Consider the following 26584-nt stretch of genomic DNA (forward strand, 5'->3'; position numbering starts at 1 on the left):
AATTATAGATTACAATCAAGGACAAAGACGCGGACATGGAACAGGTTGATTGTGTTGTCATAGGTGCCGGTGTTGTTGGCATGGCCTGTGCCCGTGCGCTAGCGATATCCGGACGCGACGTCATTGTGATCGAAAAAGAGTCCCTGCCCGGATCTGAAATCTCTGCACGCAACAGCGGGGTCATTCACGCCGGTATCTACTACCCACAAAACAGCCTAAAGGCTGAACTTTGCGTCAAAGGCAAAGAACTTCTCTATGACTATTGCCGCGACCATGCCGTCCCCCACAAAAATTGTGGAAAGCTAATCGTTGCGACAACACCTGAAGAAGAAAGAACACTGGAAGATATCAGGCAGCGTGCAATCAAAAACGGTGTTGATGACCTTTACTATCTGACAGCAGAAGAGGTTAAAAACCGCGAGCCAGAGCTTTTCGCAACAAAGGCCCTTTTCTCTCCGTCCACAGGCATTGTTGACGTTCACAATCTTATTTTAGCATTTCAAGGCGATCTGGAAAATAACGGGGGCATGATTGCCTTTCACACACCAGTGAATGGTGGTGAGATCAGCAGCGAAGGGATTGTTCTGCATACAGGCGGTGAAAGCCCGATGACCCTTTGCGCGAAAACAGTTATTAATGCTGCGGGTCTTCACGCCCCGGCGTTGGCCGGAAAACTTACCCACTTTCCGCCAGAATGTGTGCCCGAGCTTTTCTACGCCAAAGGCAACTATTTCAGCCTAAGCGGGAAAGCCCCCTTTTCAAATCTGATATATCCGGTTCCAGAAGCCGCAGGACTGGGCGTTCATGTTACGTTGGATATGGACGGGCAAATCAGGTTTGGCCCCGATGTAGAATGGGTTGACACCCTGGACTATGAAGTTTCTTCTGACAGATCAAAACCTTTTTATGATGCAATCAGACGATACTGGCCAACCTTACAAGACAATACATTAACCCCTGATTACTCTGGCATCCGCCCCAAACTTCAATCAGCTGGTGCCCCTGCGTCTGACTTTGTTATTCAGGACAAAAAAACACATGGCATTCACGGACTAACAAACCTTTTTGGAATTGAATCTCCTGGTCTGACAGCCTCTATGGCGATTGCCGAAAAGGTTCTGAAACTTAACTCCTAAGGCAAAAACATCCGGACCATACAGCGGCATCATTGGCTTCGCCAGAAAATCTCGCCCGTTCACTTCACCATCAAAACAAAACCCATCTAAACACGGCATTTTGCTTTTGGCTTGGCGTAAATTGAAGCATTGCAAAAGTTGAGATTTTGTTTGATTTTTTCTCATAACAACAAAGCTCCACTCTATATAAAGTTTTAAATTTTCAATTATGATCAATAGTTAAGATCACAGGGGATTGTTATTCAAACTGGAATTTGTCATACTTGAATGAGGTTTTCTCATAGGAAAAAGAATGCGTCGACAGCTCCCGCCCCTTAATGCTCTCAAAGCCTTTGAAGCCGCAGCCAGAAGACTGAGCTTCACCGATGCCGCAGATGAATTACATGTCACGCAAGGGGCGATTAGCCGTCAAATAAAAACACTCGAAGATTACTATCAAATCCAACTTTTTGAGCGCGAACATCGGGGGCTGACCCTAACCGATGGCGGCAAAAAACTTCTACCCGTTTTGAGCGACGTATTTGACCGTGTTCACGCAATATCCGAAGAACTTACAGGCACATCAGAAGAGCTCACCATCAAGGTTTTTCCTTCTTTTGCCGTCAGGTGGCTCATTCCCCGGCTATCACAATTTCAGGCTCTAGAGCCAGATATCAATATCCGCCTGACCACCGCCTGGCATGCCGTAGATTTTGACCGCGAGACATTTGACGCCGGCATCGTTCATAGCCACTGCATGCCAACAGGCCTTCACACGACAGCTATAACGAATGAATGGATGACACCGGTCTGCGCCCCCTCAATACGGGATAGGCTCTCAGATCCCAAAGATCCAAACTCATTAAACGAAGTCATGCTTTTACACTGTAGCAGTTCAGCAAAAAGCGATAGCTTGACGACGACACCCAGCGAATACAGAGAATGGGCACAATGGGGGCACGAAGCCCAGGCAACAACGCTAAACACAAATAGCGGAGAAGCCTTTGATACCACAGACAGCGCCCTTCAAGCCGCGGCAATGGGGTACGGCGTTGCACTGGGTGATTTAATGATGATCGAAGATGACTTAGCTTCTGGGCGATTGGTCATGCCCTTTCCTGATCTCGTCTCCCTTATTGGCCGTTATTATATTGCCAGCCCCAAAAACAAAGCCAACAAACCAGCCCTGCGGAAATTCAGGCAATGGCTACTCTCTGTCACAGAAAGCATTGTTGCCAACAATCCAATTCTGCAGAAACTGGAACAAAGTCCAGATAGATCGCACACGATAAAAACGGACAGTGCACGATGAAGATTAATCATACCTTTGGCTCTCCCAATTACGGACCGCGCCCCCAGAATGGGGAAATAGATATGCTTCTGATGCACTACACCGGCATGCAAACAGGCCAAGAAGCCCTTGAACGCTTATGCGCCCCAGAAGCACAGGTGAGTGCACATTACCTCGTTGAAGAAGACGGAGAGGTTTTTCAACTTGTTTCCGAAGAAAATCGAGCCTGGCATGCAGGCCTTGCCTATTGGAAAGGGGTAACAGACATTAACAGCTGCTCAATAGGAATTGAAATCGTCAACCCCGGTCACGAATGGGGATACAGATACTTTCCCACAGCTCAAATGGATTCTGCCATCAAACTTAGCAAAAGAATTATAGAGCAGCACGCTATTCCTGCACACCGAGTATTGGCTCATTCTGACGTGGCCCCCGACCGCAAAGAAGATCCGGGCGAACTATTTGATTGGCGGCTCCTTGCGCAACAAGGCGTTGGCCTCTGGCCCGATACAACCACACAGAGTGACAATCTTTTGCAAGATGAGTTTATCTTAAAGCTTGGCGAATACGGCTATAACGTTGATATGGAAAGTCCCACAGGGTCTTTGACTAAAGCAGCTATCATTGCCTTTCAAAGACATTTTCGGCCAGGCAAACTGGATGGACAGGTTGATCGGGAATGCTGTCAAATTCTAGCCAACCTCCATTCACAACTTGACGACGACTGAGAAGCCGCCTAACTGTAGCACGTCAGACGGTCCGACAGGCTGCTCTTTCTGGCAGGTTTCACCTGAACCGGAAAGGGAGGAAAGTCCGGGCTCCACGGGAATACGGTGCCGGGTAACGCCCGGCGGGGGCGACCCTAGGGAAAGTGCCACAGAAAGCAAACCGCCTGTAGGTCCCATTTCCTTATGGATTGTGACAAGCAGGTAAGGGTGAAAGGGTGTGGTAAGAGCACACCGCGCGGTCAGAAATGGAAGCGGCATGGTAAACCCCACCGGGAGCAAAACTAAATAGGGTCGACAGGTTCACAAAACTTCGTTTTGAGGAATCAGGTGTTTTTCCGCACCGTCGACCGGGTCAGTTGCGAGAGGTGTTCAGCAATGAGCATCCCAGATGAATAGCCTTCCGTTGTCACAGGCCTTGGCTTTGTGGCAAGCGACAAAACCCGGCTTATGACCGTCTGACATAATTATTTTTCTTTCCCCTAAACGACACCAGAAATCACAACCTGTGATTTTACGGAGTGCCTTTCCATCAATCCGTATCGGTTAAGTTACAATTTTATTAATAAAATCAAATATCGAGTGGCTTCAACACACCCTTAATAATCAAAAATTAACTATAAAAAATAAGTAATTAACTATGTTTTAACCATACTCACCAACACCCTGAAACCATTGACACCCATCTAATCCCATGTTATCCCAGATTATCCCATTTGAGATACGAAACGACCCATTTCAGACCAAATCGGGAACAAGGCAAGTTAAGAACGCAGGGGTGCGTTCATAGATAGACCACTATTGGTCAATTCATTTTGAGGCGAAATCAGTGACCTTTTTTATAGGTACATTCGAAAACAAGGTAGATAAAAAGGGCCGCGTCTCGGTTCCCGCTACCTTTCGCCAAATGCTTGCCGATCAACCCTTTCAGGGAATTGTTATTTTCCGTTCTTATCGTGCTGACGCCCTGGAAGCAGCCGGTATGGATTTCATGCGTCGCCTCCATAAAAGCATGAGCTCTAACCTGGATCTGTTCTCTGATGAGCACGATGACCTTGCCACGGCAATTCTTGCGGACTCTCACCAGCTTTCTTTTGATGGAGACGGACGTATTCTGTTGCCGCCCGCGCTGATCGCACATGCCCAAATCAGCGATCGTGCGGCCTTTGTCGGCAAAGGAGACCTGTTTCAGGTTTGGAACCCGGCCACATTGGAACAGAAGAAACAGGAAGCACGCGATCGTGCGAAAGCCCAAAAACTGACGATCACACTTGATAGAGAAGGAGAAAACGGATGACCCCTCTTTTTTCACCAATCTCTATAAAAACATCTGTTTTCAATCCAGAGGGATCATCTTCATCCGGCCCGGATCTTAATGCACAGCAAGACGGACACTACTCTGTCATGCTACCGGAAGTCATCGCAGCCCTGGCCCCACAGGACAACGAGGTATTCGTTGACGGCACATTCGGCGCAGGTGGTTATAGCCGTGCGATTGCTCAACAGGCTGACTGTAAAGTTTTTGGCATCGACCGGGATCCAACGGCGCACGAGAATGCGAAGAAGCTGCCCGAAGTTGCTACTGGCAAAATCTCGACCCTTTCTGGTTGTTTTGGTGACATGCAAGCTCTTTTGAAACAGGTTGGCGTCAACAAGGTTGATGGCATTACACTGGATCTAGGTGTTTCATCTATGCAGCTGGATCAAGCCGAACGCGGCTTTTCTTTTCAAGAAGATGGCCCGCTTGATATGCGTATGGACGGGCCAAATTCTAATCAACGTCCACCTGCATCACATATCGTAAATACCTACGAAGAAAAAGAAATTGCCGATATCCTTTACAAATACGGGGAAGAAAAAAAATCTCGCCTGATCGCGCGTGCGATCGTGACAGATCGGGTTGAGAAACCTTTCGAAACGACACTTCAGCTTGCAGAACTCATCCGTCGCATCATCAGACAAAAACCCAGAAAAGACGGAAAGTCCATCCATCCAGCGACCCGTTCTTTTCAAGCCCTGCGTATTTTTGTCAACGACGAACTGGGTGAGCTAGAGCGTGGCTTGGAAGCAGCAGAACAACTTCTGAACCCCGGTGGCCGTTTGGCAATCGTCTCATTCCATTCACTTGAAGACCGCATCGTTAAAAACTTTTTACGCGAACGCAGTGGGGGAACGCCGCAAGGCTCCCGTCATTCTCCGACGGTTGAGCCTGCGGCGTTGCGTAAGGCTCCCTTCTCATTACCAACAAAAAAAGCCATCGCACCAAGTGACCAGGAATGTAATGAAAATCCTCGATCTCGGTCTGCCAAGCTTCGTGTCGCGATCCGCACGGATGCTCCTTGCACCAAAGGAGAAGCCGCATGAAGAATCTTGGTCTCACAATCTGGATCGTTGTTGGCGCAGCCTGTGCCATCGTACTTTTTCAAATCAAAGAAGAAGTGAATGCGCTTGAAGGGCAGCTGGCACAGGTGGAAACCCAAATCAAAAAAGACAAGGAAGCCATTCGGATTTTACAGGCAGAGTGGAGCTATTTGAACCGTCCAGAACGTCTGGCCCGCCTGTCTTCTCAGTATCTAGAGCTAAAACCCCTTGATCCAGCTCAGATCGTAACGCTTTCCGACATTCCCTATAAAGATCAGGACAAGACCCCAGGCACCAGTATTAAATTACCGGGGTCAGCAACCCCCGCCAGCGCAGAGGTGACAGAATGAGCGATTGGCGTGACGATAACAAACAGGGACGGTTAACCAACCTGAATAGCCCCCAGACCCCAAAAGCAGTTATTACGCTGGATGGTCGCTTGCGTCAGGCACTAGAGGTCGGGCGGACAAGATTGATTGTTTCTGGTGCATTGATGGCAATGGCCTTTATGGTTATTTCTATCCGACTGGTAGATTTAACCCTTTTGCAGGGAACAAGAACAACACAAACAGTACAGGAAATCGACGAAGCCCCCCCTGTTCAAACCACACGTGCCGATATTGTCGATCGAAACGGTATTGTGTTGGCAACAACACTTCCAACCGCGTCACTTTATGCTGAGCCAAGAAAAATTCCGAACCCTGAAACTGCAGCCAGGGTTCTCGCAGATATCCTGCCTGAACTTTCCCAAGATAAGTTGCTAAAGAAGCTCTCTTCAAATCGTGGGTTTATCTGGATCAAACGCAACCTGACTCCGCGCCAGCAATACGCCATCAACAACCTTGGCATTCCCGGTCTAGAGTTTGAACGCGAACAACGTCGCTTTTACCCTCATGGCAATCTTGGCGCCCATATTATCGGCTTTACAAATGTTGATAACAAAGGTCTGGCCGGGATAGAACGCTCTTTTGACCGGGTGTTACGTGAAAACCCCGAACCAATACAGTTGAGCCTAGACCTGAGAGTTCAACACATTATGCGTGAAGAAATGGCCCGCTCTATGAAAGAGTTCAGTGCCATTGGCGCCGCGGGCATTGTCATGGATGCAAACACGGGTGAAATCATTTCTTCTGTATCACTCCCCAGCTTTGATCCCGGTAATCCGGGTACCGCGTCTGATGACGCACGTTTTAATCGTGCCACACTGGGTATCTATGAAATGGGGTCGACCTTTAAACTCCTGACCTCTGCAATGGCTCTGGACGAGGGTGTTGCATCGGTTTATGACGGTTATGATGTCAGCAAGCCTATTCGTGTATCCCGCTTTACCATAAACGATTACAAGCCTCTGAAACGCTGGTTGTCTGTCCCCGAAATTCTTATCTATTCCAGTAACATTGGTACAGTCCAAATGGCAATGGAAGTCGGAACAGAGGGACAACGTAAATATCTGTCGAACTTTGGCCTGTTGCGTCCGGCATCTGTCGAGATCAGCGAAGTAGGAACACCACTGGTTCCTTCGCCCTGGCGCGAAATCAATACAATGACGATTTCTTATGGCCATGGAATTGCGGTCAGTCCGCTACAGCTGAGTTCGGCTATTTCCAGTTTGGTTAATGGCGGTCTGTTAAAACCGGCTACGTTCATTAAACGCGCCAAGGACGACGTCCCCCTTGGGCGACGTATCCTGAGCGAAAAAACATCAGATTACATGCGTGATTTAATGCGACTTGTTGTTTTGCATGGTTCAGGTAAAAACGCCAACGCCAAGGGCTATCTTGTCGGTGGGAAGACCGGTACCGCAGACAAACTAAGAGGCGGTCGGTATGTAAAAAATTCACGCGTATCATCTTTTGTTGCCGCCTTTCCGATGAACAACCCACGTTATGTTGTTTACGTGATGGTAGATGAACCCAAAGGCACAAAAAAAACATATGGTTTTGCGACGGGCGGCTGGGTTGCAGCCCCTGTGGTCAAACGCGTTGTAGAGCGTATGGCTCCCCTTATGGGTATAGAGCCAGCCTATATTGAAGACGCAGATAACGTAGGAAACACAATTTTGAAAAAGGCCAAGGCCCGCATGGAAGGACGTAAGATTGCGGCTAGATGAACTGTTGTCAAAAATACCAGAAGAATTTCGCCCCTCATGCAGTGATGACAACAGGGAAATAACAGGACTTTGCCTCGACAGCAGGAAAATAGAAACTGGTTCTCTTTTTGCCGCTTTGCCCTCTAGTGTGGAAGGTGGTCCAGACGGTTTTAACTTTATTCCCCAGGCAATAACATCCGGGGCGTCTGCCATTCTTGTACCAGCGGCAAAAGACACGTCAGCCTATGAAGGCAAAGTCGCCGTATTAAAAAGTCAAAATCCGCGACAAACGCTTTCGTTGTTGGCCGCTGCATTTAGTGAAAACCAGCCAGAAACATTGGTTGCCATTACCGGTACCAACGGCAAAACGTCCATTGCTACCTTTACGCGACAGATCTGGGAAGCACTGGGCCATCAAGCAGCAAGTCTTGGTACCCTTGGCATTTACCCCCCTATTCCAAATGCCCCCGCTGCCCTGACGACGCCAGATTCCATTGGATTATTCAATAGCCTGAAGGACTTAAGTGATCTTGGCTATAGCCATTTGGCTTTGGAAGCATCCAGCCACGGATTGGACCAATATCGTCTTGATGGTCTGTGTTTAAAAGCCGCAGCCTTTAGTAATCTGTCACAAGACCATCTGGACTATCATCCGGATATGGCCAGTTATCTGGACGCCAAGCTCAGACTATTCCGGGATTTATTACCAGTTGGGGCAACTGCTGTTCTCAACAAAGATATGCCCGAATACGACAATATTGCAGAGGTCTGTGCAGAACGAAATCATACTATTATCAGTTATGGTCACAGCCCAAGCGACCTACAGGTCATCAAACAAAGCCCAACAGCGGATGGCCAGGACCTTACACTCGCTCTTTTCGGTGAAACGTACGAAATCACGCTGCCTTTAACAGGTAGCTTTCAGGCGTCAAATATTATGGCGGCGGTCGGGCTGGTCTTGGCCACTGGCGCCGATCTACAGGAAATCCTTGCGATCCTCCCCACCCTGAAAGGTGTTCCCGGACGTGCCGAGAAAATAGGCAAAACAGCCAAAGGCGGCACTGTCTATGTTGATTTTGCCCATACCCCCGATGCTGTCGAAACAATAATTCAGGCTCTGCGCCCTCATACATCAGGCAAGCTTTCTATTATTGTTGGCTGTGGCGGTGATCGCGACCCCGGAAAACGTCCTTTGATGGGGGGGATTGCAGATAAGTTGGCTGATCAGGCTTACATTACAGACGACAACCCCAGAACAGAAGACCCCGCGAAGATCCGTGCACAAGCCATGGCTGCGGCCCCCAATGCCATTGAAGTTGATGATCGCAGAAAAGCCATTTTCAAGGCTGTTTCAGACCTCAATGACGGGGATCTCCTTATTATTGCCGGAAAGGGTCATGAAAGCGGCCAAATTGTCGGCGATAAAGTTCTTCCCTTTGATGATCGCATTGTTGCCAAAGAGGCAATAGATCACACGCTAGAAACCCGGAATACGGTCCAGGATACAGGAGGTCCAGATTATGCGTGAAATATTGTGGACAGCCGCAGAAGCAGCCGATGCAACGGGTGGCGAAAACACACATGACTGGCAGGCAACGGGCCTATCACTGAATACCCGAAGCCTTGAAAAGGGTGATTTGTTTTTTGCGCTTCAAGGCCCGAACTTTGATGGGCATGATTATGTCGCCACGGCTTTTGAGGAAGGTGCAGCAGCCGCCGTTGTACAACGTCGCCCTGAACGCCTGTCTGATGATGCCCCATTATTGATTGTCGATGACACCCTGGGAGCACTTAATCGATTTGGGGCAGCCGCCCGTGCCAACAGTACTGCAAAGTTTATTGGTGTCACTGGGTCGGTTGGGAAAACAACCATCAAGGAAATACTGCGTCATTGTCTAAGCCAGCAAGCAGAGACCGCTGCCAGCGCGGCAAGCTTTAACAATCATTGGGGCGTCCCGCTTAGCTTGGCCAGAATGCAACGTAATGCCGTTTATGCCGTGAATGAAATGGGCATGAACAGTACCGGTGAAATTCGCGAATTGACCAAGCTTGTTCGCCCTGACGTTGCGATCATCAGCACAATTGAAGCTGCACATTTTGAGTTCTTCAAGTCACTCGAAGAAATCGCAGAAGCTAAATGCGAAATATTCGAAGCGATGTCTTCTGATGGTGTCGCGATACTAAACCGTGACCACCAACTTTTTGACCTGATGGCCGAAAAGGCACAAAAGAACGGCATAACAAATATTGTCAGTTTTGGGGAGCACCCCAAAGCAGAGGCAAGACTTGTCGGCTATGAGCTTTTTGCTGAATACAGTCGGGTCCAGGCCGATGTCTGTGGAAAGATTATCGACTACACAATATCCAATCCTGGTTTTCACTGGATCTTAAACAGCCTTGCCGCCCTTGCAGCCATTGACGCCGTTGGGGCAGATGTAAAAAAAGCCGCAGCCGACCTAAGTACCGTCCATGGATTGCCTGGGCGTGGGGAAAAATCTGTACAGCAACTTGCAAACGGGAAGCACTTCGAGCTCATAGATGACAGCTATAATGCCAACCCAGCGTCAGTTCGCGCCAGCATAAATGTATTGGCAAATGCTGTTCCCGATAACTCTGGACGTAGAATTGCCGTTTTAGGTGACATGCTAGAGCTTGGAAAAAACGCGAAAAAAATACACGCGGACCTCGCCGGGCCTATTGCGGATTCAGGCATAGATCTCGTATTTACTTGCGGACAGCACATGAAAGCCTTACACGAGGCCCTGCCCGCGAATTTACGAGGCACTCACACAGAAAATTCACACGAATTAGCCGTCGTTCTGGCCGCGGAACTTCTGGCCGATGATGTTGTATCAGTCAAAGGATCATTGGGAAGCAAGATGTCCGTGATTATAGAAGCTCTGAAGTCTCTATCCGCTCAAGATAACGGAGGAGAAGAGTAATGCTGTATGAAATATTCCTTCCGCTGGCTGATGACTATTCACTATTCAATGTTTTCCGCTATATAACCTTCAGAAGTGGTGGCGCCGTTCTAACCGCCCTGCTTATTTCCTTTATCTTTGGCCCCAAGATTATTCGTTGGCTCAAAGATAAACAGGGCGAAGGTCAGCCCATCCGAGACGACGGGCCGGAAAGTCATCTTCTGACCAAAAAAGGCACCCCAACAATGGGCGGCGCGCTTATACTGCTCGCCCTTTCCGTTTCCACCTTGCTGTGGGCAAATCTGAGCAACCCTTTTATCTGGATTATTCTGCTTGTAACCATTGGTTTTGGTCTTATTGGCTTTGGCGATGACTATCTAAAACTGACCCAACGCAACACCAAAGGCCTTCCGGGAAAAGCGAAACTTCTAGCACAGGTCCTGATCTCTGTCCTTGCCGCAACGGGTACGATGGCGGTCAGCCCCCCTGAAATGGGGACACATCTGGCAATCCCTTTCTTTAAGGAACTGATGCTGAACCTGGGTCTTTTCTATGTACCATTCGCAGTCTTTGTCATGGTCGGCGCATCGAATGCCGTGAACCTGACAGACGGGCTTGATGGGTTGGCAACTGTTCCCGTCATGATCGCGGGGGCCTGTTTTGGCCTGATCTCATACCTTGTGGGTAACACCATCTTTGCTGAATACCTGCAGATTTCCTATGTCCCTGGCACTGGCGAACTAACTGTCTTTTGTGGTGCACTTGTCGGTGCGTGCCTTGGCTTCCTCTGGTTCAACGCGCCACCCGCCATGGTCTTTATGGGGGATACAGGCTCTCTGAGTATGGGCGGAGCACTGGGAACCATCGCAGTCATCACCAAGCATGAAATTGTGCTGTCAATCATTGGTGGTCTTTTTGTTCTCGAAACTGTTTCCGTCATCGTACAAGTTGCCTCGTACAAAACGACGGGAAAACGGGTATTCCGGATGGCTCCCTTACACCATCACTTTGAAAAGAAGGGTTGGGCAGAGCCCACCGTGGTTATCCGTTTTTGGATTATTTCTATGATCCTTGCCCTTATTGGCCTCGCAACATTGAAACTTAGATAAGAAGTAATGATCGACCTCAGCACATATATCAGCTCAACCAATGGGAAAGCCTTTGCCGTTTTAGGCCTGGGACGTTCCGGCTTGACTGCTGCATGTGCTCTTGCAAAATCAGGCGCGAAGGTCTGGGCTTGGGATGACAATCCAGCAGGTCGAAAAAAAGCTGAAGAAGCTGACCTTGAGCTTGTTGATTTGAATAGCTGCGATTGGAACGCAGTACAAACTCTGGTTATGTCACCGGGCATTCCACTGACACACCCGTCACCGCATCCGGTTGCCAGCTCTGCCATACAGAATGGCGTAGAAATTATCTGTGAAGTTGAGCTTCTTTACCGTGCCGTTCGAAACGCAACATTCATAGGAATTACCGGGACCAACGGGAAGTCAACCACAACAAGTCTGATTGCACATATCCTGACATCCGCTGGCCGCAGTGTTGCCGTAGGGGGGAACCTGGGTACGCCGGCTTTGGAGCTACCCCAGCTGGATCGAACGGGCATTTATGTGCTGGAAATGTCATCCTATCAACTTGATCTGTTGTCCAGTCTGGCTTTTGACGTCGCCCTGTTCATGAATATCAGTCCGGATCATCTCGATCGTCATGGCGATATAGATGGCTATATCAAAGCAAAAAAACACATCTTCGAACGCCAGACAAAAAACGACACAGCCATCATTGGAATGGATGATGATTATTCCCGGGGCGTGTTTGATGCCATCAACCAAACCGGAACAGTCAGAACAATACCGATTTCCGGCTCAACAAGGTTGGCCGAAGGTATTTTTGTTGCCGAAGGCCTGTTGATTGATGATGCCTTTGCATCCCAAATGGATATAGCTGATCTCAGCTCAATCGAACGTTTACCGGGGAATCATAATCATCAGAATGCTGCCGCTGCTTTCGCGGCCTGTAGATCTGTTGGCTTGACCAATGAAGAAATTATCACCGGAATGAAATCATTCCCGGGGCTGGCCCATCGTCAGGAACTGGCTAAAGTAAAGAACGGCATCCGCTATATTAATGATTCAAAAGCAACCAATGCTGATGCTGCGGCACGTGCGCTCAGTAGTTATGACAATATCTACTGGATTGCTGGTGGACGTGCAAAAGAAGGCGGTATTGAAAGCCTGTCGCCTTACTACCCACGCATCCGCAAAGCCTATTTGATAGGTGAAAGTGCTGATGCCTTTGCAAAGCAGATAGGCAATGCACTGTCTTACGAAATATGCGGAACACTGGACGTCGCAGTCACAAAAGCCGCGAATGACGCCGCTCAATCAACCGAAACAGATCCCGTTGTACTTCTGTCCCCTGCATGTGCGTCATGGGACCAATATCGCAGTTTTGAATTACGAGGCGATCATTTCAAAGAGTGTGTTGAAAAAATCAGCCACCAGCCTGTAAAGGAAATTGCCTCATGAGCACTTTTTCTCGTACAGACACATCCGTTTTAGGTCGTTGGTGGTGGACTGTCGATCGCTGGAACCTTGCCGCATTACTCGCGCTTATGGGGTTTGGTGCCCTTCTGGTTCTTGCCGCCTCACCTGCTGCGGCAGATCGCATCAGTGGCGTCGGTACCTTCCAGTTGGCAAAACGTCATTTCCTGTTACTTCCGGCTGCCGCAGCGTTCATGATTGGCATTTCCCTGATGCCCGTTAAAAAAGTTCGCCGTTTTGCCGTTATCGGCATGGGACTTACAATACTGGCCTTGTTGGCAACGCTTGTACTCGGCGTGGAGATCAAGGGGGCAACCAGATGGATCAATGTCCTTGGCTTCTCTCTACAGCCCTCAGAATTTGTGAAACCTTTTTTTGCGGTCACAGTTGCCTGGATGTTGGCCAGTGCAAAAAGCGATGAAGGCATCCCCGGCACCTGGATTGCTATAGGTATCTGGCTCGTTGTTATCAGCCTCTTGCTGATGCAACCGGACCTTGGACAAACCGTTGTGGTAACCGCCATTGGTGGCGTTCAACTCTTTCTCGCCGGATTACCCATGATTCTTGTTGGCGGTCTCATTCTTTTTGCAGCACTCGGATTAATCACCGCCTATTTCACCCTGCCTCACGTTACCGCACGTATCGACGGCTTTCTCGACCCCGCAGCGGGCAGCAGATACCAAGTTAATCGTTCCATGGAAGCCTTTAAAAACGGTGGGCTACTTGGCCAAGGGCCGGGGGAAGGCACCGTAAAATCCCAGCTACCTGATGCGCACTCTGATTTTATCTTTTCTGTTGCCGGCGAGGAACTTGGCCTGATTGCCTGCCTGATCATTGTCAGCCTGTTTGCCTTTGTCGTTTTACGTGGCTTTAGCCGCCTATTGCAGGAAAACAACCTTTTTGTCCTGCTGGCTTGTACTGGTTTACTGGTACAGTTTGGCCTACAGGCTATTATCAATATGGCCTCTGCAATTCACCTTATCCCGACCAAGGGAATGACCCTACCCTTTATCAGCTATGGCGGCTCATCTCTTCTCGCCCTCGCTGTTGGTATGGGAATGGTCCTGGCCTTTACCAGACGTCGCCCCCATGGCGATTATGAAGGGGGCATATAATGACAAACAGACCAATGCATATCGTACTTACCGCCGGCGGAACTGGTGGACACATGTTCCCGGCGCGCGCCCTTGCCGAAGAACTCTTAGCGCGGGGTAACAAAGTCAGCCTTGTGACCGATCTAAGGGGCGCCGGGTTCGGCGATGACCTCAAAGACGTTACGGTTTATCGTGCCTCTGCCGGGGGTGTTGCCGGAGGAGGCATTATGCGCAAGGTCTTGAGCTTGGGTAAGATCTTTGTTGGCACCCTAAAGGCGCGTAAACTTCTAAAATCTATCAAAGCCGATGTCGTTGTGGCCTTTGGTGGTTATGCCTCTGTCCCAGCTGGTTTGGCTGCGGGCCAATTTGGAATTCCCCTCTTCTTGCACGAACAGAACGCGGTACTCGGCCGTGCCAATCGCTTGATGGCGGGGAAAGCGCGCGGTATTTGCACCTCGTTCAAAAATGTCAGCCATATTCCGCAAGCACTCGACAAAAAGGTTACATTAACTGGTAACCCGGTTCGGCCTGAAATTTTAGCACTTCGGGAAGTTTCCTACCCAACACCAGATGATAAATCTGCGTTAAATATTCTCGTTACCGGTGGCAGTCAGGGTGCAACAGTATTTAATACAATTGTTCCAGAAGCTCTTGCCCTGCTACCTGAAGAAATTCGCACACGCCTTCACATTTCACAGCAAGTTCGTGGTGAAGGAGCTGAAGCAATTGAAGCTCTTTACAAAGAAAAGGGCATCAAAGCTGATCTCAGAGCTTTTTTTGATGATATGCCAACAAGATTAGCAAAAGCACACATTGCCATTTGTCGATCCGGGGCCTCAACAGTGACCGAATTGGCAGCGGCTGGGCGTCCCGCCATTCTGGTTCCCTATCCCCACGCGACAGATGATCACCAGACTGAAAATGCCCGTGATTTCACAGACGCCGGGGCTGGCTGGCTTATGGCGCAAAGCTGTCTAGAGCCACAAAAACTGGCCGATCGATTAATTTCACTTTTTTCACACACACAATTGCTGGAAAGATCAGCATCTTGTGCCCGCAACAGTGCCATCACTGGCGCCGCGAGTAATCTCGCAGATGTTGTATGCGACACAAAAGAAAGTAACGGAGACGAAAAATTAACAAGCGAGAACGTTTCAACGGGGGCGGTAGCATGAAAGGCATGCCACTCGACATAGGCCCTCTGCATTTTGTTGGCATTGGCGGTATCGGGATGAGTGGGATTGCTGAAATTCTGCACAATCTGGGATACCAAATTCAAGGCAGTGATATTGCTGAATCAGCCAACGTTCTCCGCCTGCGCGATATGGGGATCAAAGTCATGATCGGCCACAAAGCTGAAAATGTGAAGGATGCCCGTGTTGTGGTGGTATCTTCGGCGATCAAACTTGATAACCCGGAAATCGAAGAAGCACGCAATAATCTGACCCCGATTGTTCGCCGCGCCGAAATGCTTGCCGAATTGATGCGATTCAAATCCTGTGTTGCCGTCGGCGGGACCCACGGCAAGACAACAACCACGTCTATGATTGCAGCCCTGCTTGACGGGGGACGCTTTGATCCGACGGTCATCAATGGCGGTATTATTAATGCCTACGGGACCAATGCCCGTCTGGGTGATGGCGACTGGATGGTTGTTGAAGCTGATGAAAGTGATGGCACCTTTATCAAACTGCCTGCGACGATCTCGGTCATAACCAACATTGACCCGGAACACATGGAATTTTACGGCTCTATTGAAGCTCTCCATGATGCCTTCGCAACCTTTGTTAAGAACATTCCCTTTTACGGGTTTTCTGTCCTCTGCATTGATCACCCTGTTGTTCAATCACTGATCGGACGTATTGAAGACCGCAGAATAGTCACCTATGGCTTTAGCCCACAGGCAAAATTCCGAGCAGTAAATGTTCGCACAGAAATCACTGGCAATGTCTTTGATGTCGTTATCTCCAAAAGAAACAAAGAGGACAGCAGGACAATTACCGATTGCCGCCTACCAATGTTGGGGAACCATAATATCCTCAATGCGCTTGCGGCGATTTCGGTCGCCAGCGAACTGGGCATGAATGACGATGAAATCCGGGCTTCCCTATTGGACTTCAAAGGGGTGAAACGCCGTTTTACAAAGACAGGTGAAGTCGACGGCATAACCATTATTGATGACTATGGTCACCATCCGGTGGAAATCGCTGCGGTTCTGCAGGCCGCAAGACAAGCCATAGACGAGAATTCAAAAGTCATTGCTGTTGTTCAGCCCCATCGCTACTCCCGTCTGTCGGATCACTTCGAAGGTTTCTGTTCCTGTTTTAATGATGCTGATCAGGTCATCGTGTCAGATGTTTACACAGCCGGAGAAGACCCAATTGAGGGTGCTGACCGTGACAGTCTGGTCAAAGGCCTTATTACCCGTGGACACAGAAATGCTGTTCCCCTTTCTGGTCCTGAAAATCTGGCTGAACTGGTCGCAGAAACAGCAGTCAAGGGTGACGTCGTCGTCTGCCTGGGTGCCGGATCTATTTCAGCATGGGCGCACGCCTTGCCTGATCAGTTAGAATCAGTCCTGTCCGGAGGCAGTAAATAAACATGTCTCAACAGGCCCTCTCAGAAAACCATCTTATCCATAGCTTGCCCCCGGTTCGGGGCAGCTACAAGACTGATGCACACCTGGCAAAAGTCACCTGGTTTAAAGTCGGGGGGCCAACTGATGTCCTTTATACACCAGCAGACCAAGACGACCTGGTTCACTTTCTGCAGGACAAACCGTCAGATACACCTGTACTCGTTATTGGGGTTGGGTCAAATCTCTTGATCCGTGACGGCGGGATTCCCGGCGTTGTTATTCGTCTGGGGCCAGCTTTTGCCAAGGTAGAAGTATCAGACGAAACAGAAAACCAGATTATCTCAGGCGCCGCAGCCCTTGATGTCAAAGTTGCAAAAACGGCAATGAAGGCAGGCATCACCGGGTTGGAATTTCTCTGTGGTGTTCCCGGTACAATCGGCGGCGCGCTGCGCATGAATGCCGGGGCCTATGGTCGGGAAACCAAAGACATTCTTGTATGGGCCGAAGCAATAGACCCGAAGGGAAACATTAAACGCTTTACACCAGATCAACTGGGGTACGCCTATCGTCATTGTGATTTGGGCAGCGAATGGATTTTTGTTCGTGCCTGCTTTGCTGGAACCCCGGGTAACCCGGATGATATTGCCGCCAGAATGAAAGAAATTCAGGATGCCCGCGGTAGCACACAACCCATCAAGTCTCGCACAGGGGGCAGTACGTTTAAGAATCCTGACGGCAATAAAGCTTGGCAATTAATCGACAAGGCCGGGTGTCGGGGTCTCAAGATTGGTGATGCGCAGGTATCCGAACAGCATTGTAACTTTCTCATCAACAATGACAAAGCTTCAGCAAGTGACCTTGAAAACCTTGGTGAAGAAGTCAGGAAACGGGTCAAGGAAACTTCCGGCATAGAGCTGCACTGGGAAATCAAACGCCTTGGCCACAACAAAGCAGTTGAACAGTAGAATACAAAAGGAATAAACATTTATGACTTGTCATGTCGCATTACTAAAAGGTGGTTTCTCTGCTGAGCGGGACGTTTCTCTTGCCAGTGGTGCTGCCTGTGCTGAGGCATTGCGCAAGGCAGGTTATAGAGTTACGGAAATAGATGTTACCCGGGATATTCCGGCATTGATTTCTCAACTACAGGAAAGCAAAGCATCTGTCGTGTTCAATGCACTCCACGGACAGTGGGGTGAAGACGGTTGTGTTCAGGGTCTGTTGGAACTTTTGTCCATTCCCTATACACACTCCAAGGTTTTAAGCTCTGCCCTTGCCATGCACAAAGAGCGCGCCAAGGCAATGGTCGAGCAGGTTGGTGTGCGCGTTCCCGAAAGTAAAAGCATTCAGGCAACTGATCTGGCTGCGGGTGATCCCCTACCCCGGCCTTACGTGATCAAACCATTGAGTGAAGGTTCATCCGTTGGCGTTCACATTGTCTTCGAAGGAGACAATCACGTTGCCACCACGCGTGAAGACCTTGGGTTTTCTGGCGACATCATGGTTGAACGCTACATACCCGGACGCGAACTGACCGTTGCCGTGATGGGAGACAAACCGCTCGCCGTAACCGAGCTTTCCCCCAAGGAAGGCTTCTACGACTATGAAGCCAAATATACCGAGGGCAAAACCGATCATATAATTCCGGCACCAATTCCCGAAGCTATATATCAAGAAGCGCTGGATGCCGCCCTGAAATCCCATCAGGTTCTAGGGTGTTCCGGGGTCAGTCGGAGTGATTTCCGCTATGACGACACAGCAAATGGCGACAACAAGCTCTACTATCTGGAAACCAACACCCAGCCCGGAATGACAGACCTCAGTCTGGTTCCAGAACAGGCAAAACATATCGGTATTTCTTTCTCTGAACTCTGTTCCTGGATGGTCCAAGAAGCCTTGGGGAACAAGGAGGAGCTATGAGTAATAACAAAAAAACCACACGCAGACGCAAAAGGCCTCAGAAAAGGAGTAAGCTTCCTTTTCGTGATACCAACTGGCGCAAAGTCTTTTGGGGCACAACCGCCGGAAGCCTTGTCGCGACCATTGGACTTGTTACCGTTCTGTGGACCAATGGCTGGATCCCCGAAAAAATTGACCAAGGCATGGAAGAATTTCACGGCATGACGGCCGATGCCGGATTGTCTGTAGAAGATGTTCTTGTCGAAGGTCGAAAAAGAAGTAATGCAGCTGCTATTCTTAGTAAGCTGGATGTGGAGCGCGGCACGCCAATTTTATCCTTTTCCCCGGAACAGGCAAAAGCTGATCTAGAAGAACTGCCCTGGGTGAAAAGGGCTATTGTTGAACGTCGATTACCAGATGTCATTTATGTAAGTCTGGAAGAAAGAGAGCCTCTTGCCCTTTGGCAGGCCGAGGGTGTTCTTCACGTTATTGATCAAAGCGGCGAAGTCATTACATCTGCCAAGGCCAGCAAGTTTTCAAAACTACCACTCATTGTCGGCCCTGATGCCCCTGATCACGCCCGCGAAGTTCTTGCCCTTATTGAAAGCGAGCCAGAACTGGGTAACCGGGTAAAAGCAGCCGTTCGCGTTAGCGGACGCCGTTGGAATATTCGCCTTAATAATGGTGTGGATGTCCAGCTTCCAGAAGAAGATGCAAACGATGCCTGGTCTTTCTTTGCCCGTATAGAACGGGACGAAGGTGTTTTGGAACGCGACGTTATCGTCGTTGACCTTCGCCTACGAGATCGCCTCATTGTCAGAACATCTGGCGGATCAGAGAAAAACAAAACCAAGAAAGTAAAAGGAAAGCAAACTTAATGGTACTGTCCCCTCGTTTTCGGACAAACATCGCGACCACACCTGTGATCAAGGGAAACCGCCCATCATGAAGCGGAACCCCGGGGCCATCAAACATGGAACAATTGCTGCCATTGACGTTGGCAGCAGCAAAATTTGCTGTTTCATCGCCCAAATGGATGGTGATAATCCACCCAAAGTGATCGGCATTGGTCAACAAGCCAGCCATGGTATGAAAAGCGGCAATATTGTCGATATGGAAGCCCTGGAGGATTCCATCCTCAATGCCGTACATTCCGCTGAACAAATGGCAAGCGAAACCGTTAATACAGTACTCGTAAACCTATCCGGGGGGTCGCCAACATCCCACAACATCAACCTTGAGGTTGCCATTAACGGTCACGAAGTAACCGAGACAGACTTAAAACAAGCTCTTGAACATGCCAGTAAGATTCAAGGTCCCGAAGGTAACCCGGAACAAGGACGTCAACTTATTCATTCGTTGCCCACGGGTTTCACTCTTGATGGTAACCGTGGCGTCAAAGACCCGCGTGGCATGCATGGTGAAATGCTTGGCGTCACAATGCACCTTATCACCGCCGCAGCTAACTCTCTGCGAAACCTGACAACCTGTGTCAAACGTTGCCATCTTGATCCCCTGGGCTTTGTACTCACCCCCTATGCATCCGGTCTTGCCTGTCTCGTTGATGACGAAATGGAACTCGGCGTCACCTTGGTTGATATGGGGGGAACCACAACATCAATCGCTGTTTTCAGCGAAGGAAAGCTTGTATTTAGCGACATCATCCCTGTTGGTGGTCATCACGTAACAAACGATGTTGCCCGTGGACTATCGACACCTGTTGCCGAAGCCGAGCGTATGAAGACCTTGTACGGGCATGCTGTGGCCACAGTAACTGACGAACGGGAAATGATAGATGTCCCACAGGTTGGTGAAGAAGCTGGCAGCCAACCACAACAGGTCCCAAGATCCCTTCTCGTTGGCATAATACAGCCAAGACTAGAAGAAACCTTTGAAATTGTTCGTTCCAAATTGGAAATGAGCGGTTTTGACAAAATCGGCGGACGGCGCGTTGTTTTGACTGGCGGCGCCAGCCAACTTCCGGGCCTTCCAGACCTTGCCAGCTTAATTTTGGACAAGCAGGTTCGGATCGGCAGGCCCATACGCGTTAACGGTTTGGCCGATGCCACAGGCGGGCCAAGCTTCTCTACCTGCGCAGGTCTTTTGACCTACGCAACCATTGCCCACAATGACGTTCAGACCGAGAAAACCCCCGAGGAGACTCAGCCTCAGAACTTCATAAGTAAGTTTGGGAAGTGGTTCAGTGAAAATTTTTAAGAAAAAGTTAGGAATTAGCTCGACTGATTCCACTACTTTATAGTACAACTTGACAAACGAATGCGCCGAGTCGGCGTGCAACGGAGGTTAGTGATGGCTTTAAATTTAGATGTACCACCAGTTGATTCCGAACTGACCCCTCAGATTACGGTTATAGGGGTCGGTGGTGCAGGCGGTAATGCTGTAAACAACATGATCCAGAGTAATCTGGAGGGTGTCGAGTTTTTGATAGCAAATACCGACGCGCAAGCAATCGCGCAGTCATCATGCGATCGCACGATCCAGCTTGGTAGAAACATTACCCAGGGCCTTGGTGCCGGGTCTCGTCCAGACATCGGGCAAGCTGCGGCAGAGGAAGCCATGGATGAAATCCTTGGTCACCTCGAAGGCTCGAACATGGTCTTTATCACTGCTGGTATGGGCGGTGGTACCGGAACGGGTGCAGCACCTGTCATTGCCAAATCAGCACGTGATGCGGGTATTTTGACAGTTGGTGTTGTCACCAAACCTTTCCACTTCGAAGGTGTACACCGTATGCGCCTTGCCGAAAAAGGCATCGAAGAGCTTGCACAATACGTTGATACACTGATCATTATTCCCAACCAGAACCTGTTCAGAATTGCCAACGAGAAAACAACATTCGCCGATGCCTTTAAAATGGCCGATGATGTGTTGCGTTCCGGTGTGAGTGGCGTGACTGATCTTATGGTTATGCCTGGCCTGATCAACCTGGACTTTGCTGATATTCGCGCCGTGATGACCGAAATGGGCAAAGCCATGATGGGAACGGGCGAAGCCGATGGCGAAAGCCGGGCAATGGATGCTGCCGAAGCAGCAATTTCCAACCCACTTCTTGACGAAGTTTCCATGAAGGGTGCCCGTGGCGTTCTAATCAACATCACTGGTGGACCCGACCTTACTCTGTTCGAGGTGGACGAAGCAGCTAACCGTATCCGTGACGAAGTTGACCCCGAAGCCAACATTATCTTTGGCTCAACTTATGATCCAAACATGGAAGGCACCATGCGGGTATCTGTTGTTGCGACGGGTATTGATGCGGAATCAATGAAAAACATCCGCCCGCCAGAGACTAAAGAATTCAAAGCACCCCCTGCGCCATTGGATGTGACACCTGAAGCACCTGCCGAACAGCAACCAGAACAAGCTGTCGCATCTGTTGCCGAAGCACCTCAACCTGCGGCACCAGTACAGCCACAGGCAGCGCCTGCCGCAGCTACAAGTACAGAACCTGCGGCTCAACCTGTTATTGAAACAGGTCCATCACAGACAAGCATCGAATCAGCAATTACGCGAAGTGAAGCTGAAACACAGCCTGTTACCGCAACGGCACCACAAGCTGAAATCAAAAATGATAGCTTTGTTGCCCCTGCACCAGCCACTGTTGCAAACCAGAAACCAGCGGCACCACAGGTAACAGGTCAAAAGGCTGATCCTTTCGCGGCGGCTGCTCTGGCCAACGGTACAGACAAACACGAAGATGCATCCAAAAAAGGACGCGGTCTGTTTGGACGCATCACTGGTGGCGCAGCACGTGCCCTACAAGCTGCCACGCAGTCAGAAGAGCAAGAAGAGCTCGAGATGGGGAAAGCAACAGTTAACGCCCCTGTTGCTCCGTCCGCAGCGCCCGCGGCAGCACCAAGCGAATCGCCTGCGACTGGTAACAGTCAACAGCCAAGATTAACAGGGTTGGATCCTCAAGACCGGATTCAGACACCCTCAGCTGAAGAAGATCTGCTGGATATCCCAGCATTTCTGCGGCGTCAGGCCAATTAAAGACAAATATTTCAGAGTACGTTACATTTCGTAACATATTGAAACAAACAGTGATTTGTTAGAGACAGGGGGACGAGCTATCGTTCCCTTGTTGCATTTTATCGGATGAACAGTTCGGCTGCTCCGGGGGGATTAACTAACAAACGAAGCGTACTCATGAAAACCAACACTGCTGCCAATCGTGTACTGAAACAAAAGACACTCAAAAGCGCAATCAATTGCTCTGGGGTCGGACTGCATTCAGGCGACAATGTTGTAATGACGCTTCATCCTGCAGAACCAGGTACTGGTATCATCTTTCACCGTACCGATGTCGCCGGGAAAGGCGCGGTTATTCCAGCCACTTGGGAATACGCCATTGAATCCCCACTTTGCACAACCCTGGTCAAAGATGATGTAAAAATCGGCACGATTGAGCACCTTATGTCCGCACTTGCAGGCTTTGGTATCGATAATTGCCGGATTGACATCAATGCCTGTGAAGTCCCTGTTATGGATGGCAGCTCTTCTCCGTTTGTATTTTTGATCGAATGTGCCGGTGTTGTTGAACAGAATGCACCCAAGCGCGCTATTCGCATCCTGAAAGAAGTACGCGACGATGAAGAAACCCGCTCTGGCATTCTTAGCCCAGCCGAAGGTTTTTCTGTCAGCTTTGAAATTGACTTTGACACACAGGCAATCGGACGCCAGGAACTCTTTATGGAAGTACGCCCTGATCATTACAAACAGGAAGTGAGCCGCGCCCGCACCTTTGGCTTCCTGCATGAAGCAGATCAGCTTCGTAAAATGGGACTTGCCCGCGGTGGATCACTGGACAATGCAATCGTTATCGACGGCGACACTGTAATGAACGAAGGCGGCCTACGTTACGGAAACGAATTTGTTCGCCATAAAATTCTGGATTCTATTGGCGACCTCTTCCTTGCTGGCGCACCAATCATTGGCCACTACCATGGTATTAAAAGCGGACATGCCCAGACTTATCGCCTGGTAAAACAACTTCTTTCAGATAATAGCGCCTGGGAGTGGGCCACTTTACCAGCGTCTGAAAGCAGCATCCCTGTAACTTCCAGCTTTATTGCCCCGGAACGTGCAGTCGCCGCATCAGTTTAATTTACCCTGCCTATGCGCGGGCCAGTGCACGGTGAACCCACCACTTTTAAAGCCCTGAATTTTCCCGAGACTTCCCCAAAATCTCTTTGAAAATTATGGGCTTTTTTGATTCCCAATCTTTACAAACTCATTTTTTTTATCACTTTAGGTTCAAGTTATCTTTACGATGCTTGAGGACAAGAGTTTGAAGCCTTATAGTGCTGTGGTTATACCCATCCCATTGGGACAAATTACCCAATAATTTACCAATGGAATAGACCCGAATGAGTAATTTGGGAATGCGTAATTTGGTTTTGGATAAAGAGTTACCTAAAATGAATTTCCGTCTCTTCGGACAACAGATCAACAAACCCTGCAAACACCTTTTTCTGGCTGCAACACTTGTGGCAACTTTGGCTGCCTGTAGTTCTGACGACAAGCCCGCCTATGTCGAGCGCCCAGTCGAAGAGCTTTACAACAGTGCAAACAATGCCCTGAAAGCCGGTGAAAATGAGGATGCGGCCAGACTGTTTGATGAAGTAGAACGCCAACACCCCTATTCTGTGTGGGCATCAAAAGCACAGCTTATGGCTGCTTTTGCTCTCTATTCTGACAACAAATATGATGACGCAATCAGCGCACTTGATCGTTTTATTGATCTCCACCCGGGTAATCGTGATACACCCTATGCCTATTATCTAAAGGCACTTTGTTATTACGAACAGATATCCGATGTTGGCCGAGATCAAAAAATGACCCGTGATGCTCTTTCTTCGTTAAGGGACGTGGTTCGCAGATTTCCAGACACCAAATATGCGCGTGATGCCCAATTAAAAGTTGACCTTGCTAACGATCATTTGGCCGGAAAACAAATGACGATTGGTCGCTTTTACCTAAATCGCAAGGAATATCTGGCCGCCATTAACCGTTTCAGAACAGTAATTGGGCAGTACCAGACAACCACGCACGTTCCCGAAGCCTTGCACCGTCTTGTCGAAGCTTACCTCGCCCTTGGTATTATAGACGAAGCACAGGCGACTGCTGCCGTTCTTGGGCACAACTTCCCGGGCGAGCGCTGGTATCAAGACAGTTACGCACTCTTGACTGGGCAAGACCTGGAACCAGAAGAAAAAGACGGTTCCTGGATTTCCCAGGTCTGGGATTCCATTCTCTAGGGATAGGTGCTCCATGCTGCTGAATCTTTCAATCAGCAATGTCGTCCTGATTGACCGCCTTGAACTTTCTTTTGAAAACGGCCTTTGCGTTCTAACGGGAGAGACAGGGGCGGGTAAATCAATTTTATTGGACTCATTAGGGCTTGCGCTCGGTGCACGGGCAGAATCCAGATTGGTTCGACAGGGCACAGAAAAAGCAACGGTATCCGCGGTTTTTGATCCTATCGCAGCACATCCCGTTTTTGATTTCCTCAAAGAAAAAGATGTTGCAATAGAGGACGACCTGCTTGTGTTCAGGCGGGTCCTGAATGCTGATGGCCGAAGCCGTGCCTATATCAACGATACACCTGTTTCAGCAAATCTCCTCAGACAAGCCGGGGATCTGCTGATCGAAATACAGGGGCAGTTTGAACAACGCGGCCTTTTAGATCAAGGCAATCACAGAAATCTTCTTGATGCTGCAAGTGACAATGGTCACCTTGCAGACAGAACGGCTACCCTCTGGCAAAAATGGCAACGCCTTGTCAAAGAACGTTCCGAAGCAGATGAGAAACTGGCACAGGCCCAGCGAGAGGAAACATTCCTGCGCCATTCGTTGGAAGAACTTGATGGTCTCTCACCTGTAGAGGGGGAACTGGAGACCCTCTCCTCACAACGCCAGCTATTAATCCACAGTGAAAAACTTATCGAGGCCATGAATGCCTGCACCGTGGAGCTGAGCGGGGAAAACGGGATAGGAGGTGCTGAAAATTCTCTTGCAGAGGCCCAGCGACACCTTACAACCACACCAGAAAATGTAGGCGAAAAACTACAGCCTGTTATTGAAGCACTGGACCGCGCGACATTTGAAATACAGGATGCGCTAAGCTCTCTCCAAGCCATTTCAAACGATCTTGATCTTGATCTTGATCCAGCTCATCTTCAAGAGACAGAAGAACGTTATTTTCTCTATCAGGATCTCGCCAGAAAACATCGGGTAGAACCCGAAGAACTTTCCAAGGTACGAGACACCATTTCTGAACAACTCAAGCTGATTGATACGGGCAATGAGCACCTTCAAGAACTTGATCGCCGGTGTGAAGATGCCAGAAATGAATACGCAAAAGCAGCAGAAAGCTTAAGTAAGTCTCGCCACAAGAAAGCAAAAGAGCTTGATCGGGCAATCAATAATGAATTGCCGCCTCTTAAGCTGGAACGCGCCGTTTTTCAAACCTCGCTTGTCATCCAGTCAGAAGAAAACTGGGGTCAGCATGGATGGGATCAGGTTGCATTTCTGGTCGCAACAAATTCTGGGGCGACACCTGGACCTTTGGATAAAATAGCCTCTGGCGGAGAACTCGCTCGCTTTCTACTTGCCTTGAAGGTGGTCATGGCAAAAGTCAGCCCGGTTGACTGCCTTGTCTTTGACGAAGTCGATGCCGGTATCGGCGGGGCAACAGCCCATGCCGTTGGGGAACGCTTATCAAGGCTTGCAGACGAACGACAAATTCTTGTCATCACGCATAGCCCGCAAGTCGCGGCAAAAGGTGTGCAACATCTGAAAGTGTCGAAGTCCTCAAAGGCAGACCAGACCACAACAACCGTTTTCCACTTAAACAATGAAGAACGCCGGGAAGAAGTCGCCCGTATGCTTTCTGGTGCTGAAATAACCAACGAAGCACGTTCTGCAGCCGATAGCCTTTTAGGATAG

General features: G+C 49.4%; 22 protein-coding genes and 1 other RNA gene. All 23 read left to right on the forward strand.

Going from position 1 to position 26584, the window contains the following annotated elements; all coding sequences use genetic code 11:
• Positions 1-35 precede the first annotated feature (35 nt).
• Positions 36-1136, forward strand: a complete 1101-nt coding sequence (locus tag WH95_RS03900) for an NAD(P)/FAD-dependent oxidoreductase (RefSeq protein ID WP_046503078.1) — start codon at positions 36-38, stop codon at positions 1134-1136.
• Positions 1137-1428: 292 nt separating this feature from the next.
• On the forward strand, positions 1429-2427 hold the full coding sequence (gene gcvA / locus WH95_RS03905; RefSeq protein WP_052741771.1) for a transcriptional regulator GcvA: 999 nt from the start codon (positions 1429-1431) through the stop codon (positions 2425-2427).
• Positions 2424-3134, forward strand: a complete 711-nt coding sequence (locus WH95_RS03910; protein WP_046503082.1) for an N-acetylmuramoyl-L-alanine amidase — start codon at positions 2424-2426, stop codon at positions 3132-3134. Before gcvA ends, WH95_RS03910 begins: the two co-directional genes overlap by 4 nt.
• A gap of 22 nt (positions 3135-3156) precedes the next feature.
• An RNA gene (rnpB, locus tag WH95_RS20410) (RNase P RNA component class A) lies at positions 3157-3597 on the forward strand.
• A gap of 363 nt (positions 3598-3960) precedes the next feature.
• Positions 3961-4428, forward strand: a complete 468-nt coding sequence (locus WH95_RS03915) for a division/cell wall cluster transcriptional repressor MraZ (protein ID WP_046503083.1) — start codon at positions 3961-3963, stop codon at positions 4426-4428.
• Positions 4425-5495 (forward strand): 16S rRNA (cytosine(1402)-N(4))-methyltransferase RsmH, encoded by a 1071-nt coding sequence (rsmH, locus tag WH95_RS03920; protein ID WP_082113962.1) that lies wholly within the window; start codon positions 4425-4427, stop codon positions 5493-5495. The genes WH95_RS03915 and rsmH overlap by 4 nt, the downstream gene beginning before the upstream one ends.
• Positions 5492-5842 (forward strand): cell division protein FtsL, encoded by a 351-nt coding sequence (ftsL, locus tag WH95_RS03925; protein WP_052741772.1) that lies wholly within the window; start codon positions 5492-5494, stop codon positions 5840-5842. The genes rsmH and ftsL overlap by 4 nt, the downstream gene beginning before the upstream one ends.
• On the forward strand, positions 5839-7602 hold the full coding sequence (locus WH95_RS03930) for a peptidoglycan D,D-transpeptidase FtsI family protein (RefSeq protein ID WP_052741773.1): 1764 nt from the start codon (positions 5839-5841) through the stop codon (positions 7600-7602). Before ftsL ends, WH95_RS03930 begins: the two co-directional genes overlap by 4 nt.
• On the forward strand, positions 7589-9109 hold the full coding sequence (locus WH95_RS03935) for a UDP-N-acetylmuramoyl-L-alanyl-D-glutamate--2,6-diaminopimelate ligase (protein WP_082113963.1): 1521 nt from the start codon (positions 7589-7591) through the stop codon (positions 9107-9109). Before WH95_RS03930 ends, WH95_RS03935 begins: the two co-directional genes overlap by 14 nt.
• Entirely contained in the window at positions 9102-10523 is a 1422-nt protein-coding gene (locus WH95_RS03940; protein ID WP_046503086.1) for a UDP-N-acetylmuramoyl-tripeptide--D-alanyl-D-alanine ligase, read from the forward strand. The genes WH95_RS03935 and WH95_RS03940 overlap by 8 nt, the downstream gene beginning before the upstream one ends.
• Entirely contained in the window at positions 10523-11611 is a 1089-nt protein-coding gene (gene mraY, locus WH95_RS03945) for a phospho-N-acetylmuramoyl-pentapeptide-transferase (protein ID WP_046503089.1), read from the forward strand. Before WH95_RS03940 ends, mraY begins: the two co-directional genes overlap by 1 nt.
• A gap of 6 nt (positions 11612-11617) precedes the next feature.
• Positions 11618-13030 carry a UDP-N-acetylmuramoyl-L-alanine--D-glutamate ligase gene (gene murD, locus WH95_RS03950; protein ID WP_046503091.1) on the forward strand — a complete coding sequence of 471 codons (1413 nt, stop codon included), beginning with the start codon at positions 11618-11620 and terminating at the stop codon, positions 13028-13030.
• Positions 13027-14160, forward strand: coding sequence for a putative lipid II flippase FtsW (ftsW, locus tag WH95_RS03955; RefSeq protein ID WP_046503093.1), 1134 nt, complete (start codon positions 13027-13029; stop codon positions 14158-14160). Before murD ends, ftsW begins: the two co-directional genes overlap by 4 nt.
• Entirely contained in the window at positions 14160-15314 is a 1155-nt protein-coding gene (gene murG / locus WH95_RS03960) for an undecaprenyldiphospho-muramoylpentapeptide beta-N-acetylglucosaminyltransferase (protein WP_046503096.1), read from the forward strand. Before ftsW ends, murG begins: the two co-directional genes overlap by 1 nt.
• The gene (murC, locus tag WH95_RS03965; RefSeq protein WP_046503099.1) at positions 15311-16738 is read left to right on the forward strand and encodes a UDP-N-acetylmuramate--L-alanine ligase; all 1428 of its coding nucleotides are present in this window, start codon (positions 15311-15313) and stop codon (positions 16736-16738) included. Before murG ends, murC begins: the two co-directional genes overlap by 4 nt.
• A gap of 2 nt (positions 16739-16740) precedes the next feature.
• Positions 16741-17682: a UDP-N-acetylmuramate dehydrogenase gene (gene murB, locus WH95_RS03970; RefSeq protein WP_046503102.1), complete on the forward strand. Its 942-nt coding sequence runs from the start codon at positions 16741-16743 to the stop codon at positions 17680-17682.
• 22 nt (positions 17683-17704) lie between these two features.
• Positions 17705-18637, forward strand: a complete 933-nt coding sequence (locus WH95_RS03975) for a D-alanine--D-alanine ligase (RefSeq protein WP_046503104.1) — start codon at positions 17705-17707, stop codon at positions 18635-18637.
• The gene (locus tag WH95_RS03980; protein ID WP_052741775.1) at positions 18634-19494 is read left to right on the forward strand and encodes a cell division protein FtsQ/DivIB; all 861 of its coding nucleotides are present in this window, start codon (positions 18634-18636) and stop codon (positions 19492-19494) included. Before WH95_RS03975 ends, WH95_RS03980 begins: the two co-directional genes overlap by 4 nt.
• 67 nt (positions 19495-19561) lie before the next feature.
• A complete protein-coding gene (gene ftsA / locus WH95_RS03985; RefSeq protein WP_052741776.1) occupies positions 19562-20833 on the forward strand; it encodes a cell division protein FtsA in 1272 nt (423 codons plus the stop codon).
• Between the two features lie 93 nt (positions 20834-20926).
• Positions 20927-22627, forward strand: coding sequence for a cell division protein FtsZ (ftsZ, locus tag WH95_RS03990; protein ID WP_046503108.1), 1701 nt, complete (start codon positions 20927-20929; stop codon positions 22625-22627).
• A 156-nt stretch (positions 22628-22783) separates the two neighbouring features.
• The gene (gene lpxC / locus WH95_RS03995; protein ID WP_046503111.1) at positions 22784-23740 is read left to right on the forward strand and encodes a UDP-3-O-acyl-N-acetylglucosamine deacetylase; all 957 of its coding nucleotides are present in this window, start codon (positions 22784-22786) and stop codon (positions 23738-23740) included.
• 314 nt (positions 23741-24054) lie between these two features.
• Entirely contained in the window at positions 24055-24894 is an 840-nt protein-coding gene (locus WH95_RS04000; protein ID WP_082113974.1) for an outer membrane protein assembly factor BamD, read from the forward strand.
• Positions 24895-24907: 13 nt separating this feature from the next.
• Positions 24908-26584 carry a DNA repair protein RecN gene (gene recN / locus WH95_RS04005; RefSeq protein WP_046503113.1) on the forward strand — a complete coding sequence of 559 codons (1677 nt, stop codon included), beginning with the start codon at positions 24908-24910 and terminating at the stop codon, positions 26582-26584.

Source organism: Kiloniella litopenaei (assembly GCF_000982415.1).
GTDB classification, from domain to species: Bacteria; Pseudomonadota; Alphaproteobacteria; order Kiloniellales; family Kiloniellaceae; genus Kiloniella; species Kiloniella litopenaei.

What these genes read in the sequence shown, in the direction of transcription:
- WH95_RS03910 (WP_046503082.1), top strand. Translation starts at nt 2,424, where the DNA reads ATGAAGATTAATCATACCTTTGGCTCTCCCAATTACGGACCGCGCCCC.
- murG (WP_046503096.1), top strand. Translation starts at nt 14,160, where the DNA reads ATGACAAACAGACCAATGCATATCGTACTTACCGCCGGCGGAACTGGT.
- WH95_RS03900 (WP_046503078.1), top strand. Translation starts at nt 36, where the DNA reads ATGGAACAGGTTGATTGTGTTGTCATAGGTGCCGGTGTTGTTGGCATG.
- WH95_RS03980 (WP_052741775.1), top strand. Translation starts at nt 18,634, where the DNA reads ATGAGTAATAACAAAAAAACCACACGCAGACGCAAAAGGCCTCAGAAA.
- recN (WP_046503113.1), top strand. Translation starts at nt 24,908, where the DNA reads ATGCTGCTGAATCTTTCAATCAGCAATGTCGTCCTGATTGACCGCCTT.
- murD (WP_046503091.1), top strand. Translation starts at nt 11,618, where the DNA reads ATGATCGACCTCAGCACATATATCAGCTCAACCAATGGGAAAGCCTTT.
- ftsA (WP_052741776.1), top strand. Translation starts at nt 19,562, where the DNA reads ATGAAGCGGAACCCCGGGGCCATCAAACATGGAACAATTGCTGCCATT.
- mraY (WP_046503089.1), top strand. Translation starts at nt 10,523, where the DNA reads ATGCTGTATGAAATATTCCTTCCGCTGGCTGATGACTATTCACTATTC.
- ftsW (WP_046503093.1), top strand. Translation starts at nt 13,027, where the DNA reads ATGAGCACTTTTTCTCGTACAGACACATCCGTTTTAGGTCGTTGGTGG.
- gcvA (WP_052741771.1), top strand. Translation starts at nt 1,429, where the DNA reads ATGCGTCGACAGCTCCCGCCCCTTAATGCTCTCAAAGCCTTTGAAGCC.
- WH95_RS03930 (WP_052741773.1), top strand. Translation starts at nt 5,839, where the DNA reads ATGAGCGATTGGCGTGACGATAACAAACAGGGACGGTTAACCAACCTG.
- WH95_RS04000 (WP_082113974.1), top strand. Translation starts at nt 24,055, where the DNA reads ATGAATTTCCGTCTCTTCGGACAACAGATCAACAAACCCTGCAAACAC.
- lpxC (WP_046503111.1), top strand. Translation starts at nt 22,784, where the DNA reads ATGAAAACCAACACTGCTGCCAATCGTGTACTGAAACAAAAGACACTC.
- murC (WP_046503099.1), top strand. Translation starts at nt 15,311, where the DNA reads ATGAAAGGCATGCCACTCGACATAGGCCCTCTGCATTTTGTTGGCATT.
- WH95_RS03975 (WP_046503104.1), top strand. Translation starts at nt 17,705, where the DNA reads ATGACTTGTCATGTCGCATTACTAAAAGGTGGTTTCTCTGCTGAGCGG.
- WH95_RS03940 (WP_046503086.1), top strand. Translation starts at nt 9,102, where the DNA reads ATGCGTGAAATATTGTGGACAGCCGCAGAAGCAGCCGATGCAACGGGT.
- ftsL (WP_052741772.1), top strand. Translation starts at nt 5,492, where the DNA reads ATGAAGAATCTTGGTCTCACAATCTGGATCGTTGTTGGCGCAGCCTGT.
- rsmH (WP_082113962.1), top strand. Translation starts at nt 4,425, where the DNA reads ATGACCCCTCTTTTTTCACCAATCTCTATAAAAACATCTGTTTTCAAT.
- ftsZ (WP_046503108.1), top strand. Translation starts at nt 20,927, where the DNA reads ATGGCTTTAAATTTAGATGTACCACCAGTTGATTCCGAACTGACCCCT.
- murB (WP_046503102.1), top strand. Translation starts at nt 16,741, where the DNA reads ATGTCTCAACAGGCCCTCTCAGAAAACCATCTTATCCATAGCTTGCCC.